We start from the raw sequence: 14,921 nt of genomic DNA, 5'->3' as shown, positions 1-14,921 counted from the left end.
ACTAAGCACTACTGCGTGGTTTCGTTAATTGCACTATTTGCAGGGGAAGCTATTTCTATAGCACTACCGTTCATCAATGCCCGTAATACCTCAGCCTGCATGGGCCGACCAAGATGATATCCTTGAGCGTGTAAACACTTCATCTGTGTTAGCTCATTAAGCTGCTCCAAGGTTTCAACCCCTTCGGCAGTTACCGTCATCGAGAGCGCACGACCCAGTCCAAGGATTGCTTCAATAATAGCCTGACCATCCTGTGTACGATTAAGATCAGCGGTAAAACTCCGGTCGATTTTGATCCCGTCAAAGGGATAGTTGCGCAAATAACTCAATGACGAATAGCCGGTCCCGAAATCGTCCATTGAAAGCCTTACACCCAGCGCCTTGAGTTGGTGCATCAGAGTAAGCGCGGTCTCGGCCTCTTCCAGCATCACATTTTCGGTGATCTCAAGCTCCAGTCGCGCTGCGGCCAAGCCGGTATTTTCAAGCGCTCTGCGAACACGCGAGACCAGATCGCCATGTAGAAACTCAACTGGAGAGAGGTTAACCGAGATGAAAGTGCCCATATCCCAACTAGCAGCTTCCGCACAGGCTTGCTGCAGGACCCAATCACTCAGCGGTACAATCAGCCCAGTCTCTTCGGCAACCGGGATGAACTGAGCCGGGCAGAGATATCCCAGCTGCGGGTGTGCCCAGCGCACTAAGGCCTCAGCACCTGTGATGTGGTTATGCTCAAGATCGTAGCGGGGCTGAAACTCCAAAAATAGCTCATCATTTCGCAGTGCTTGGCGCAGGTCGGCTTCGAGTTGGCGTCGCTCAAGGATACGCTCGTTCATTCCCATGGTATAAAACAACCACGTATTGCGTCCGGCAGCCTTGGCTTCGTAAAGCGCAATATCAGCATAACGCAACAATTCCTTGGCCTGATTGCCATCGCTAGGCGCTACAGCAATGCCTATGCTGGTACCGATATGCAGCTCATGCTCGCCGACAATGAATGCCTGACCAATACTCTTGAGTAACCGTGCGCACAATTTGTCTACCAAATGCTGCCCCGAAAGGTTACAGGCCACAATAACAAACTCATCGCCCCCCAACCGTGCGACCAGATCATTCTGTCGCAGACATTTCTGCAACCGTTCTGCAACTTCACTAAGCACCTGATCCCCTGCCGCATGACCCAGTGTGTCGTTGATAGGCTTAAAGCGATCGAGATCAAGACTGATGACGACGACAAAATTATCTGGTGTCGGCCCGGCATCAAGTTTGGACTGAAGGAAGCTGTACAGATAGCTACGGTTAGGCACCCCCGTGAGGGCGTCATGCTGGGATAGATAGGCAACATGTGCCTTGGCCTCGACCTCTTCTGTGATGTCACACACGGTGCCACGGTAGCCTGTGAGAACATCACCTGACATGATCATTCGCACAAAAAGGCTGCAGAATCGCTGGCGGCCTTGGTGATCGATTAACTGACATTCCAGCGGCATACGCGCCACAGCGCTGTCAGCCATGACCTTGCTAGTTATACCCTCAGCAAACGTATCAAATGAATCTTGATCATAATCCAATAGGCTATGTAGCGGGCGCCCCAGCCATATTGCCGCGTCATAGCCCGTCGCACTGCAAAATCGTTCCGAGAGATAGGTAAGCTCCTGCTGTGCGTTGGTTTCCCATATCCAGTCAGACGCAGATTCAGCCACATCGCGAAAACGTTCCTCGCTTTTTCGTAGCGCCTCACGGTTAGCCTGCAGACGTTCAAAAGTAATATCCGTGAGCATTGCTACACGCAGCGTTGAGCGCTGTAACCACCAGATAGCAACCGCAAAGATCATGCCGACCAACAGCAACAACGGAAGAAAAACGTGTAACAGCGCATTACCTGGATTGTCGGCATCCCAGCGCAACGTCAGCCGAATACCGGGATTGGTCTGCAATGTAATAGCTGGCGCAAATTGGTCAGCATTATCAGTAAGATCGATATGCAGATTGTGCAGACCAAAATCATTGGCAATGGTGTGCAGTTTGGCTGGAGTCAAGATGTCGACAAACACCAAGATCGATAACGTATCAACAGGCACCGCCTCATCAGGTTTGATCGCCGCTGCAGAAACGATGGCCGGTGTACCGTTGACCATGAAATAGCCCTGAGCATAGCTATCGTCGGCGGCTTCATTTCGTGCCTGTCGGAGCAACTGCGCGAGATCGCCTGCAATCCACTGCGATGCGTCTTGCTGACTTAACACACCATTGGTTACTGCGTAGCGTGTTTCCTGGGCCGGGCCAATGATAAACACCCCTTCATATCCATAATCACTAAAAAGCCACGAGCCGATATTGTCATTCTCATAGGCCCAGTTCGTATCGATCCGGTCTTTGGTATTCAGGTACGCGTCGTTCCAGAAGGCGTAATCCGTTAATGTTATGCCCGTCGTCTTCTGACGGATTTCCATTACTTTACGGGCATCGGCTTCGCTGTGTGCAATCTGGCGCTCATTAATTGTCCTCGCAATGTAGACGAGCGCTGTGCTAGCAATCAGAAACAGACAGAGTACCAATGCGGTAAACCCGATGACCGAACGGCGCGTCACCTCAGCATAAGAGCTGAGAGGCTTATCCTTGGAAGAAAAAATTGGAAAGGAGATCATAGCTAGGACCCAACGCTGAATAAGATAGTCTTATCTACGCACACTGCGTAAACAGGTCTGAAGAAATGGTATATCGGCAGAAGGCGATAAGCGCTTAGTTACCAGCTTATAAACTCCTCTAAGCAGCATGCTCTGAGGCATGCTAGGCGCTATCTGAAGAATCGGTTAGCTATCTCAAAGTGAGGCAAGGCAAAGTGGCGTAAGAATAGACTGGGCCCGCACGCGATCTCATATGCGTAAACGAGAGAACCTTGTGCCCATTTTAACGCCGTATGGACAAGCGCAGGCACTTATTAGACAAGGCTTAAGGCGCTGATCAAGACTGGACAGCTAAACTGGTCCGCACTCAGTTTCACTTATCCACAGAAACGGTGAATTTCTCTTTGACAGCCAAGAGATTCAGTAACTTATCTGATGATCAAAAATTGATCAGGCATTGGAACCGGCCGGAGAATGGCCGAAGCCAGTGAGCTGGTTACAAGGTTATTATTAGAGCTTGCTGCTACATTGAACATTCGAGGCATAATTCGCTCAAGAGTTACGAACTACCCAAGCGCTCGCTCATATCCATACTCTGCATGGTTCGGTTCCTACTACTCAAAAAGGCACGGAAGCCAAGAAGGCTCCCGTGCTTGTCTTTACGATGGCCGTGTTACTCGCCTTCTCTTTCGAGCCAGCTTTCGACAGTATCGTTACCGTATTCTTCTTTCCATGCTTTAAGTGTTTTGTGATTGCCACCACGCGTCTCAATCACTTCACCGGTATTCGGGTTTTTATACACTTTAAGCTTACGCTTGCGGCGACTGCTCTGGGCCTCGTTAGAAGCCACAGCCTTATCCTGTTCAGCTCGCTCTGGCGCAATCATTTGAATAACGTCACCAGGGTTCTTGCTATATTCGGACATTAGCGCTTCTAGTTTATCTTTAAACTCAATTTCAGCTTTCAAGCGATCGTCCTGCTCCAGCTGTTGCAGTTCCGCTTGAAGTTGCTTAAGAAGCTGCTCTTTCTTTGTATATTCGTTAATAAGCGACAATTTAATAACCTCATCTATATAGCACAGCATGAGTCTTTTCTGTGCCTTGAAAAGATGGGCGCTAGATCTTAAACAATTTATAAGAATAGTTGAACTGACCCTTCAGTTTTTTAGCGCCCTACAAACGTAGTTTATATTGATCACGGTCATAATTAAAGCATGAAGATGCTTTAATTAATTAATTAATATCCTTTGAGAGAGAAATAATTAGCTTATAAACAAGGTACCGCTATGACTCAATACGCTGATTAATTAAAAATGGTAAGAATATGAATAGCCTGAATTTAGTAAACCTAATATGCCCTAAATATAGTTAGCAGAAGGATAGGCTCTCGAGCCATCTGATAATTGCAGATGATTGGATCTTAGGGCCACTTGAGTCGGCCAAGTTAGATTCTACTTTTTAGCACCAAGATTTTAAGATGGCGCTCAAACTAAATTAAGTATATTGCGGCACGTACGTAGTTAAAAAATTAGCTTTCACTCATTGACTATCTGATCGATAAGTACCATATCTAGTGATGTCTATTCGGTTCCCAAGAAATTTCATAAAGAGGTGCGCCATGAAACGAGCCATCGGTGCCATGATAACGAGTTGGCTTAGAAAGCCTGAAAATCGGCGCAAAGCGAAGCAGACTGCTCAACAACTCTGGGACAAATATCAGCATCGCAAAAACTCTGGACAAAAGGACCGTCCGACTCGCGACGGCAATAAGTAAGGCCTTTGGATGTTCAATCAAGTGGGCATATCAGTGGTTTACCCTGATCCTTACCTAGCTGAATCGTCTCGCATTAGTTCGCTACCTTAAAACCTATGAAAAAAGCCGCCAATCGGCGGCCTTTTTTGTCTTAACGGGCACCAGTCCATTCCATTTAAAACTCAGTCCAGTCATCATCACTGGCAGCAACCGCTGCCTTGGCCGGTATCCGTGGTGTCGGCTTGGCCGACACTGGCGGTGTGCTCTGCGCTATCTTTTGAGTTTTAGAAGCTGAGGAAGCTTTGGACGCCATACGTGCCGGTGCGGCGTTATGCTGTGTCCCCATTGAAGCACTAGACGTCTTGGACACAAGGTTGCCCATCAGCGCGACAGGAGACGTCGGTACAGCATCTGCGCTTTGGAAGAATGATATCTCCTTAAGCAAGGCCGTCGCTTGGGATTGCAAAGAGCGGCTGGCGGCACTCGATTGTTCAACCAAACTGGCGTTCTGCTGGGTCACGGCATCCATCTGCGACACCGCAACGTTAACTTGATCAATACCCTGTGCCTGCTCTTTGCTGGCAACAGCAATTTCACCCACCAGATCGGTAACGCGTTTGACGCTATCAACAATTTCCGTCAATGTCTGTCCCGCTCGGTCAACTAGCGCAGTGCCGGATTCGACCTTGGCCACGCTATCTTCGACCAACCCCTTGATCTCTTTGGCAGCGTTAGCGCTGCGACTAGCCAGATTGCGTACCTCACTCGCAACGACCGCAAAACCGCGCCCTTGTTCACCCGCACGTGCCGCTTCTACCGCAGCGTTGAGCGCGAGCAGGTTAGTCTGGAAGGCGATTTCATCGATTAAGCCTACAATGCTCGATATCTTGCGACTGGAGGTACTGATTTCAGTCATGGCACCCACAGCCTGCTGAACAACCTCTCCGCCCTGCTGGGCCTGCCGACTCACGCCTTGAACCAAGTGGTCTGCCTGGACGGCATTATCGGCATTCTGACGCACCGTGGTCGTGATTTCTTCCATGGAGGCGGCCGTTTCCTCCAGGCTAGCGGCCTGCTCCTGGGTACGACGATTCAAATCGTCATTGCCTTGGGCAATTTCACCAGAGGCGAAATCGACTTCTTCAGCATTACGGCGAACAGAACGCACCACTTCAGAAAGCTTGGTTTCCATAGCCTTGAGCGAATACAGCATATCGCCGAATTCGTCTTTGCTGGTGATATCGATAGGCGTATCGAGTTGCCCCCTAGCCAACGCTTCTGCAAATTCACGTGCTTTTGACAACGGCACCATAATGCCGCGAATCAACCAGAGCGACAGAGCAGTTGCTAAAATGAAAGCCAGCACAATCACACTAATAATAATATTACGAGATACAGCATATTCCATCGTATTAGCATTATAGCTACTATCCGCCTGTGCCACGTTAGCCTTTACAATTTCTTTAAGGCCATTCAGTACTTTGGGGTATTCCGCGCGCAGGTCAGTGGTTGCGATCTCACGGGCTCGCTCAAAGTCACCAGCGATCATGACATCATTGAGCTGCTCGATACTGGCTCGCAGCACAAGAATATCGCGATGAAGCGCTTCCGCTATCGTCCTTTCGGCATCCGTGGTGATCATATCGGGAAAATATTTTGCCCACGCTTCATCAATGATGCGGTCGTTTTCTGCAACCTCACCTTTTGTTTCAGCCGCCGTAACGGGGTTACGGTCACGCTGTTCTGCGGTGACTTTGACTCGTGTGCTTAGATGCGCTTCACGAATTTCTCCCAAAGCCTGTAGTGGCAACACGTTTTCTTTATAGGTTCGCTCAAGGCCTTGCTGCGTTTTGCTGGAGCTATAGATGCCAAGCGCTCCGACGATTAGCAGTAAGGCAATACAGATACCGAGACTCACCGCCAAGCGCAGTTTGACACTTTTATTTAAGATCATGGATTACGGTCCTGTCTAAGGGGTTTCCCATCGCAGCTGCTGCGAGCCCCGCGTCAATTGAGTGGGGAATTTGGAAAGCGCCCGGCTTTACTGAGCACTGCTGTCCGCTGCCCTTTTGCAATGCGAATGTACTGCTTGGTTATCGGCTTACAAGGAAAAAAAATTAAATATCTAGGTATATATTTATAAGGACATTGATGCATGAACCAAGGAAAGGGCCACAAGAATCATCTTGTCCAATAGCCAGCTTCTCAACACGGGCCGAACAAGCAAAAGATTACTCGTTTGTATGCCATTGATTAGCACTATTACAGATTGAAATTGCGATATGGGTAGCAGCAAGAGAGAACTGGCAAAGATACAAAAAGCCCGCATGAAAAATGAGCGGGAAAACATGCACGAATTAGAAAATCATGATTATGCCGGTACCCAGTCACGCTATGTTTGGGAATATTCTCAGCAAGGCCCATTGCTTGCATCACTGCCCCTGTTATGCGAGTCAGAATAATCGATACAGGGCATGAAAGAGCAATAGTAAACTTCAGGTACCCAGCCTACTTAAATAAACGAAAGTTAATGCAATGCAGTATTAATACTATATAATCAAAATATACTAATAAATAATAATCGCCGACAATGCTACGTAAGAGGTCTTGCTGCTTCAAATGACTGAACGCATCGGTGAGCGCCGGCGGTTCATGAGGCCATAGTGATCGTGAAAAGGCACCGTCGACGCTCAACCGATGCGTGATGGCATATTGGCCGCTTATTTTAGTGGCTGACTATGTGCCCCGCTCTGGCGGGGCTTTTTACTCACATGAATCATCGCCTCAAAAAGAACTTGGGCATGGCGACTTATGCCGATCTGAAAATTCGTTCGCATGCTCATACACTATTAAAAACGGACTCAAAGTAATCTTTTTTAAATACTGTCTTTTCTGCAATTCCTGCCTACCTAGCCCTGCGATCATTGATTTCTCAGGCAGAACCTAATCTGGTTTACAAGTACCGAACCTAAGAAATTTATAACGACATTTTATGATGCGCAGTCATAGCATGCTCGTACATATAATGCTGGAAGGCAGAGCAAGCAGGATTAGGACAGTAAATTTCTTCTCTTGCGGCCTTACTAACCATCTTGAATGTATATGTCGTTTTGCACATCGTGCACATTAATTCAACATCTTGCCAAGTACCGTTATGCATTGTGCGAAGCTCATGATTGCTTATTTATGAGATCGGCATGATTCAAGCGAAATTTAATGTAATAAGATCTAACAAATTCCCTCTGTTCTTGCTTTGACTTACATAACACTATCAACGTCTGTTATGCCAAGAACATAGGTATTCTAAGCATGCCAGCTAGGAAGCTGGCACCGTAAGCTATTACTCCCCTTACAAAAGGCCTTAAGCCACAACCAAAGAAAAGTGAGCCACTGACGCTGTATGACCGGACTACGTAGGATAGATGAGCACGCCAAGTCCGTTGCTAACGTCGTATAGGCGAGCGCAGGTATTTTTAGACAGGATTCGGTTGAGCTCACAGCTAAGCGACATTGGTTACGACCATCTCTGTATTGCTTATTCTAGCGGCTTCAAGATCCTTTAGCGTGAATAGTGAAAGTTGGTGTTCTAGATCAAATAGATCCCCCCATGCTCGGTCAAATGTAGGAGGCTCGAAACGTTCAAATCCGCTGCCGGGAGTAAATGTCATCTCTCCAAAATAAACTCGACCTTGCACGACATAAAGGTCAACGCGGACATAGGCAAATCCATTTGCCAAGGTTGTAGCTGCCTGAAGTAAGGCATCGAGCTGCTCGGGCCGCACCGGGTGTCTACCTTCTGGGCTATTAGGATACTTAACCTTGAGAGGCAGACGCTGCCAGTCGGCAGTGAAGTAATCCCGGCAATGGTCGTCAAATCGATCACTATCAACCTGGACTATGATGTATGGTTTCCCATTCTTTCTGAAACAATGAAATTTATAATCAACCGGAACAGTTCCATTCCTGTCAGTCATTAGTCTTTCAACAAGGACTCGGCGTGGAATCTGACGGTATTGAGTCTCACGAGAACCGCAATAAAAATTGCGGCTTATCCAGCGATCTGTTTCTTGACGCAGCTGTGCAAACGAAACTTGCGCTTTATTGAAGACAATATGGTTCATAGCACTGCCGTGGTTCGCCTTGATCACAAAGGCTTCTGGCAGGGCATCAAACATCTTGCGGCTCAGGCGAGGTGCTGAATCGATAAGCGGTATTAAATATTCTTCACCAATCTGGGCAGCGACAAAATCACGAACAGCTAATTTATCGGCCAGTTGCCGGTAAAGTGGACGGTCAGCCTCAAGCTTGAAGCGGGTCAACTTTTCGCTCCATGACGTAGGATTCTCAAGCGACGGCGGATGGCCAAAGCGTTTCTGGTACTGACGAATCGCTTCTTGACGATCTGAGCGTTTAATACGCCGAAAGGTTTCAGAGCAGAGGCAGCGAAGACGCTGGAACGAAAATAGTAAAGACATGAAGTTCTGTCGTAGTTATGAATTCAACGGTGTTTGAAAGGACCAGAGAAACACTTTCAGCAAATAAATATTTAGAACCATCCATCATGCCGCAAATTTCGACTTGAAAAATTACGTAAGCCTTAAAGATCATAGCGCCGAATAGTTAGATACCTAATCAAATAGGAGCCATTGGTACCTGCTTCGCTCGTATCACTCTTAACAGGGGAAAGCAGACGCCAGCAGTTTGTTAACAATGATTAAGATGTCAGTGATACTGGCACAGAAAATAACAAAATCATGAGGTCTTCACGTTCCCAAACTTACCGAACATAAAGCTTATATAGACAACCAAACCATGCGAGCAGTTTAATTACCTCTACGGTCTGCTTCGATACCGGATACCAAATAAATCGGGGCAAGACGCAATGCGCCTTGCCCCAACATGAAAGAAAAGATTGATTCCTTTACTCGCTTAATACTTCAAGTTAGAAACTGCCACGGCCAGGTACCTTTATTCTTCTGGCTTAATACCTAAAAGTGCTCAATGGTCAGCGACGGGCGCGATACGCGATGCACGATCAGCCCGCCAAGCAACAATCCATAACATGAAACCGCCTAGTGCCAGAAGGCTACCGACAATTCCTGTCGAACGGTAACCGTAACCTGACGCTAACGCCAGCCCAGCTAACCAAGGCCCGAGGGCGTTGGCTATATTGAAAGCGACATGATTGAGTGAAGCTGCCAAATTCTGAGCATCACCGGCAACGTCCATCAAGCGCGTCTGTAGCACGGTACCCAAGGCGCCACCTATCCCAATCAAAAACACATTCAAAGTAATCAGCCAGACATTACTGGCGGTAAATGGAAATAGTGCCAATGACACAGCACTCCAGATTAGAATACCTCCGGCCGTCGGCATCAGGGCGCGGTCAGCCAAACGAGGCATCAAGAGATTACCGACCGTCATGCCTATGCCAAAAACACTAAGCACGATAGGCATAGATGCTTCAGACATGCCCGTAACTTCATCCAGTGTCGAGGTCAGATAGGTATAGACCGCGAACATGCCACCGAAACCGACCGCGCCTATCGCCAGTGTCAGCCAGACATCCCTGCTGCGCAGCGCGCCAAGTTCTCTTAATGGACTAGTTGTCACTTGCGTAGTCACAGGCGGTGCAAACCATGCGACTAAAGCGATCGTGAGCAACGCCAATGCCATAACAAACCAGAATCCGCCCCGCCAGCCAACAGCGTGACCTAGCCAGGTGGCCAAAGGCACACCTGCAATGGTAGCAACCGTCAACCCAAGCATTACGTAGCCCACTGCCCGGGTACGTTGGCCCACTGGCGCTACCGAGGCAGCCATTAGCGCAGCGAGACCAAAATAGGCACCATGTGGTAAACCGCTGATAAAGCGAAACAGCAACAGGGAGCCGTAGTCAGGTGCCAAGGCGCTTAAAGCATGTCCTGCGGCAAACATCGCCATTAAGATTAATAGTAAAGGCTTTCGTCCAACTCGGGCGGCAATAACCGTAATAATAGGGGCACCCACAACGACACCCAGCGCATAGGTACTAATAATATGGCTGGCCTCCGAGGGGTTGATCTTAAGATCCTGCTGAATATTCGGCAGCAGGCTCATGCTCGCAAATTCAGTCGTTCCGATGGCGAAGCCACCTGTCGCCAACGCTAGAAGCGTTAAAAGCGGATTGTAATGACGGGGCATGGGGCCTCAAATATAGATAGTGATCACTGGGAGAAATAGTGGAACCGGCAGGTACTTTATGAACTTTCTAGGCTCTGGTTGCTTAGTACTCACTCGTTCTGCTTGGCTCCATGGGAGAAAGATCACCGGTTATGCTCAATTTTCGGTGTCATATTAGCGTCGATATTGTGAGTATCAATCGATAGTAGAGTAATTTACATGGGCTTTAGCCACGCAAAAATTACACTCAGAATGATTTTAGAACAGAAGTGGTAATTAGACTATAGTCGTAGCATTGCGCCGCGGAATATCAGAGTCACTTCAAGCTGAGCAAGCCGTGCCAAGAGCTATAACGTGAATGCTGACTTCGAATAAAAGATTATAGCAAAAGAGCTCATGGCAACTTAGCCGCTTAAATGCTTGTTTGAGCTTAGCACTGATGAGTATGCAGGTAAGCTTTCAAGGACTCTAGCGGCATGGGGCGCGCAAACAGGTAACCCTGGAATAAATCACACCCCCTCTCGGTTAGATCCAAATACTGCTCTTTTGTCTCAATCCCTTCCGCGACAACTTTGAGCCCCAAGTGATGGGCCATGGTGACAATCCCCTGCGCAATGGCGGCGTCATGAGGATTTGTGGTTATTTCCTGCACAAAGCTACGGTCGATCTTGATCGTACTGATCGGGAGATTTTTTAAATAACTTAGGCTCGAATACCCCGTGCCGAAATCATCAATGGAGACACTGATGCCCATAAGCCGTAATGCATTGAGTCTTTCAATCGCGATCTTGGCGTGATCCATTAGCACTCCCTCTGTCAGCTCAATATCGAGCAGATGAGCAGGAAAGCCGGTTTCGTCAAGAATGGTGCGTAGATTTTCCAAAAATGTTTTTCGATGAAACTGCAAGGGTGAAATATTCACTGCTACTGAATATTGCTGCCCGAGCGACGTGTTAAGAGTCATGATATCTCGACAAGCTTGCTCCAAGACCCAGTGTCCTAGACGAATGATCTGGCCTGTCTGCTCAGCGACAGGGATGAATATCGCGGGTGAAACGTAGCCCCTGCTAGGGTGAGCCCAACGAATCAAGGCCTCAAACCCCTTTATAGAGCCATCAGCGCTACAAATGAGTGGTTGGTAATGTAGTGTAAAGCTACCCGCCTTGATGGCTTCATCAAGCTCGCGCCGAAGCATAACGCGCTCATTAGCGACTGTCAGAATATCCGGAGAGTAAATGGCATACGTATTTCTGCCTTGTTTTTTGGCTCCATACATTGCCATATCAGCATGTTGCACAAGTTGTGAAGGCTGATAAAGAACGTCGTGGCTCGTCGCTATCCCGACGCTAGAGGTCAAATAAATTTCCTCTCCGTCAATATGATAAGGCTTGGCCACAAGCGCTAATATCCGTTTGGCCATGTCTACGGCTTGGCCGTCATGCTCAAGGTTAGGCAAGAGCATGACAAACTCATCGCCTCCTATGCGCGCTAACGTCTCTTCAACTGTTAATAGGGTCTCCAAGCGCCGTGAGACTTCAACCAATAAACGATCACCAAAGGCGTGACCTAAACAATCGTTGATGGGCTTAAAGTCATCAAGATCGATAAATAATACTGCTATTATTCCCTTCTGCTGCGTATCCTTTTGATGGATATGGTTCAACCGCTCCTCAAGTAGCGCACGATTGGGCAGTCGGGTTAGTGGATCATGGGTCGCTAAATAGGCAAGCCTGTCCTCGTAGAGCTTTTGTTCCGAAATATCATGCTGTACGCCAACGTAATGGGTAATCACTCCCTTTTCATTCGGCACAGGCGAAAGAAACAAATCATTCCAAAATGAAGTGCCATCCTTGCGGTAATTGAGAAGAGTTACATGCACTTCACAGCGATCGGCAATGCCTTGACGCACCAGGGCAACACTCTCTGGTGCGGTATCCGGCCCTTGCAAAAAGCGACAATTACGTCCTATGACCTCTTCTAAGCTATAACCACTTATCTGCAGGAATGGCGGATTGACGTAAATAATGGGCATATCGTCTTGAAGGACATCGACAATAACCGTGCCGTTAATACTGGACTCGACACTACGCTGGAGAATACGCAAATGCATTTCTTGCACTTTGCGTTGCGAAATATCTTTAGCAATACCGTAAGCACCCACCACCTGCCCATCAACAATGATCGGTAGATTGGTAATAGAAAGATAAATACGCGCACCTTTAGCGTTAAATGCGCTTACCTCGTAATGTTGGGGCTCTCCCTGCTTGACGCGATTAAACGCAGCATGGATTTTTTCCAAGTCGCTCTCGACTACTAATTGGGAATAATGCTTGCCAAGTATGTCCTGCTCAGTAAGTCCTGAGGCCCGCTCTGAAGCCAGATTAGTGCTTGTGAAAAAGCCATCAAGATCTAGGGAATACACGACATCAGGATGATGCGTGAACAGGGACCGATAACGCTGCTCACTTTCAGAAAGTATCTTTCGATCATTGCGACGTTCGATTGCCAGTGCCACGAGGCTAGTCGCACAAGCAATCAATTCCTGCTCGGCCTGACCAGGCTTTCGTACAGTACGGTAATAAGTGGCAAATGTTCCCAGTAGCTGACCATTACGCGTAAGGACAGGAAATGACCAACAAGCGCGCAAGCCATACTGCAGGGCCACGGCCTTATAATTTTCCCAGCGTGGATCGGCCTGGATATCCTCACAGATAACGGGAAGCTCGAGATAAGCAGCACTGCCGCAAGCGCCCACCTCAGGTCCGATGGGCACATTTTGCACTATGTCATGGTACGCTTGCGGCAAGCGCCCACCCGATACAAGGCTAAGCGTCTGATGAATGGGATCAACCAACACAATCGAACTTATCGCTTCAGGTGTCTGCCGTTCGATCATGGCACAGATTGCATTGAGGATGTGCGCCAGCGGCACATCGCGTGCAATCATATCCTGGATAGCTTGTTGTGCCTCTAACCGCTCGCGCATGCCCAACATAGTGGTTTATCCTAACGTCATTGCCGTAAAATTGGGGCATTGCTCTTCTGCAGTAAAGTCCACGTACTGCTCTTGTAGAAAACCACTACCCGCCGCCTCAATCATTTAGACGGCGCTTATGGTGAACATGGCAAAGAGGCCATTATCAGAACCGTTTAACATGTTTTACTCATTAATACTGATGATGGTCGATGCATGTATAAACGAAATCCGAAATTTTCTTCTTGAAGATGCTATAAATTCTGTAAGGTTTATCCAGCTTGTATATTAATTCAAGGTAACATAAACCTGACCTATGTGGTGCCACGCCAGCTTTAAAGCTCTATCCACATTATCGGTCATAACCTAAATCACTAAAGTAAAGTGAATATTTACTTTTGCTAGCGGTAGGCTGCCGAGGCCTGCAGCAGACAAGACCTGCGCCTTGCTACTTTCTTAGCAAGCAAGAGGTTAATTAAGGCATAAAAAAACCCCGTTTGGTGTGGGGGCCAGAACGGGGGACCAAAGTGAATCAGGGTATTAACCATGTCTTCGAGTGTTATATAAGCAAATTATGATAACCACTTATATAACATAAAGTAATTTATAGGAAATTAGTTCACACATCCCCGTCAGTTATCTCATGATTTGCGCTTATAAAATGCCAACATATTAACTAGATAGCTTGTAGGTTGGGCTTCATATCTTTGCATGCTGACGATTCCCACTTTGCGGCATTCATTCATAGTCATGAGGCGCCTTGCCACCGTGTCTTACTGGCAGCCAAGTAAAAAATTCAGAAAAGTCTACTTTACCAAATTAGTCAGGATATCTGTAAATTAGGGAACTGTAGCCGGAGAAGCTATCAGCACGATGGCGAGCACCTCGACACGCCAGACAGCAGGAAACAGCGCTGCAGCCTCAGCGATCCAGGTATAGAGGATAAGGATAAGTGCTGTCTGCGTGCTGCCGCCTCCTACGCTGTAGGCTGGCAATTGCTTAATATTAGTCGAAGCTTTGTTCAGTTCGGTACGCCCTAATACCATCTAAAGCCATATCATGACTTAAACCAAACCATAGTGAACGTAACAATTTTCGCCTGTACTGGCATAAATGACTGTACACTAGCTAAAGCTAGCGGTAGGCCGTGTCATATCTAAAGTATCTATCGAATGGGCTATGGTCTAGCTTTCGGTGGTTGCATTTAACTCGTATTGCTTGACGCCTTCTCTTCTATGAAGACAGCGGTTCTGGAACCCTTTAGAAAGCAGCTGAAGAAGCGAGATCAAGGCAAGCAATACGTAAAATCGAAGAGATTAGTCTAAGTGATCTTGGAAGTATCTAGCGCTCCAAGCATAGCAGAAAAGGTAATTCAGTCTCATAGATAAACCAAGGCCCGCATAAGCGGG

General features: G+C 47.7%; 8 protein-coding genes. 1 reads left to right on the top strand and 7 read right to left on the bottom strand.

Going from position 1 to position 14,921, the window contains the following annotated elements; translation table 11 throughout:
- Positions 1-8: 8 nt before the first annotated feature.
- Both C3Z11_RS10005 and C3Z11_RS10000 read right to left on the bottom strand, forming a co-directional pair.
- Positions 9-2,645, bottom strand: coding sequence for a bifunctional diguanylate cyclase/phosphodiesterase (locus tag C3Z11_RS10005; protein ID WP_106477821.1), 2,637 nt, complete (start codon positions 2,643-2,645; stop codon positions 9-11).
- A 652-nt stretch (positions 2,646-3,297) separates the two neighbouring features.
- Positions 3,298-3,678, bottom strand: coding sequence for a histone-like nucleoid-structuring protein, MvaT/MvaU family (locus C3Z11_RS10000; protein ID WP_106478035.1), 381 nt, complete (start codon positions 3,676-3,678; stop codon positions 3,298-3,300).
- Positions 3,679-4,241: 563 nt separating this feature from the next.
- On the opposite strand from C3Z11_RS10000, the gene C3Z11_RS17070 reads away from it, so the two are divergent.
- Positions 4,242-4,397, top strand: a complete 156-nt coding sequence (locus tag C3Z11_RS17070; RefSeq protein WP_262927338.1) for a hypothetical protein — start codon at positions 4,242-4,244, stop codon at positions 4,395-4,397.
- A gap of 154 nt (positions 4,398-4,551) precedes the next feature.
- On the opposite strand, the gene C3Z11_RS09995 is transcribed toward C3Z11_RS17070, so the two are convergent.
- From C3Z11_RS09995 to C3Z11_RS09975, 5 genes are all read right to left on the bottom strand, one after another.
- Positions 4,552-6,330, bottom strand: a complete 1,779-nt coding sequence (locus C3Z11_RS09995; RefSeq protein ID WP_106477820.1) for a methyl-accepting chemotaxis protein — start codon at positions 6,328-6,330, stop codon at positions 4,552-4,554.
- A gap of 1,546 nt (positions 6,331-7,876) precedes the next feature.
- Positions 7,877-8,851 (bottom strand): ATP-grasp fold amidoligase family protein, encoded by a 975-nt coding sequence (locus tag C3Z11_RS09990; protein ID WP_106477819.1) that lies wholly within the window; start codon positions 8,849-8,851, stop codon positions 7,877-7,879.
- A gap of 523 nt (positions 8,852-9,374) precedes the next feature.
- Complete coding sequence (locus C3Z11_RS09985) at positions 9,375-10,559, bottom strand: MFS transporter (RefSeq protein ID WP_106477818.1); 1,185 nt, start codon at positions 10,557-10,559, stop codon at positions 9,375-9,377.
- A gap of 409 nt (positions 10,560-10,968) precedes the next feature.
- Positions 10,969-13,533 (bottom strand): bifunctional diguanylate cyclase/phosphodiesterase, encoded by a 2,565-nt coding sequence (locus C3Z11_RS09980; RefSeq protein ID WP_106477817.1) that lies wholly within the window; start codon positions 13,531-13,533, stop codon positions 10,969-10,971.
- Positions 13,534-14,351: 818 nt separating this feature from the next.
- Entirely contained in the window at positions 14,352-14,558 is a 207-nt protein-coding gene (locus C3Z11_RS09975; protein WP_106477816.1) for a hypothetical protein, read from the bottom strand.
- Between the last annotated feature and the right edge of the window lie 363 nt (positions 14,559-14,921).

The organism is Phytohalomonas tamaricis, from assembly GCF_003012345.1.
GTDB classification, from domain to species: Bacteria; Pseudomonadota; Gammaproteobacteria; order Pseudomonadales; family Halomonadaceae; genus Phytohalomonas; species Phytohalomonas tamaricis.
This window is presented reverse-complemented; position numbering and strand designations above follow the sequence as displayed.

What these genes read in the sequence shown, in the direction of transcription:
- C3Z11_RS09980 (WP_106477817.1), bottom strand. Translation starts at nt 13,533, where the DNA reads ATGTTGGGCATGCGCGAGCGGTTAGAGGCACAACAAGCTATCCAGGAT.
- C3Z11_RS09975 (WP_106477816.1), bottom strand. Translation starts at nt 14,558, where the DNA reads ATGGTATTAGGGCGTACCGAACTGAACAAAGCTTCGACTAATATTAAG.
- C3Z11_RS09985 (WP_106477818.1), bottom strand. Translation starts at nt 10,559, where the DNA reads ATGCCCCGTCATTACAATCCGCTTTTAACGCTTCTAGCGTTGGCGACA.
- C3Z11_RS09990 (WP_106477819.1), bottom strand. Translation starts at nt 8,851, where the DNA reads ATGTCTTTACTATTTTCGTTCCAGCGTCTTCGCTGCCTCTGCTCTGAA.
- C3Z11_RS10005 (WP_106477821.1), bottom strand. Translation starts at nt 2,645, where the DNA reads ATGATCTCCTTTCCAATTTTTTCTTCCAAGGATAAGCCTCTCAGCTCT.
- C3Z11_RS17070 (WP_262927338.1), top strand. Translation starts at nt 4,242, where the DNA reads ATGAAACGAGCCATCGGTGCCATGATAACGAGTTGGCTTAGAAAGCCT.
- C3Z11_RS09995 (WP_106477820.1), bottom strand. Translation starts at nt 6,330, where the DNA reads ATGATCTTAAATAAAAGTGTCAAACTGCGCTTGGCGGTGAGTCTCGGT.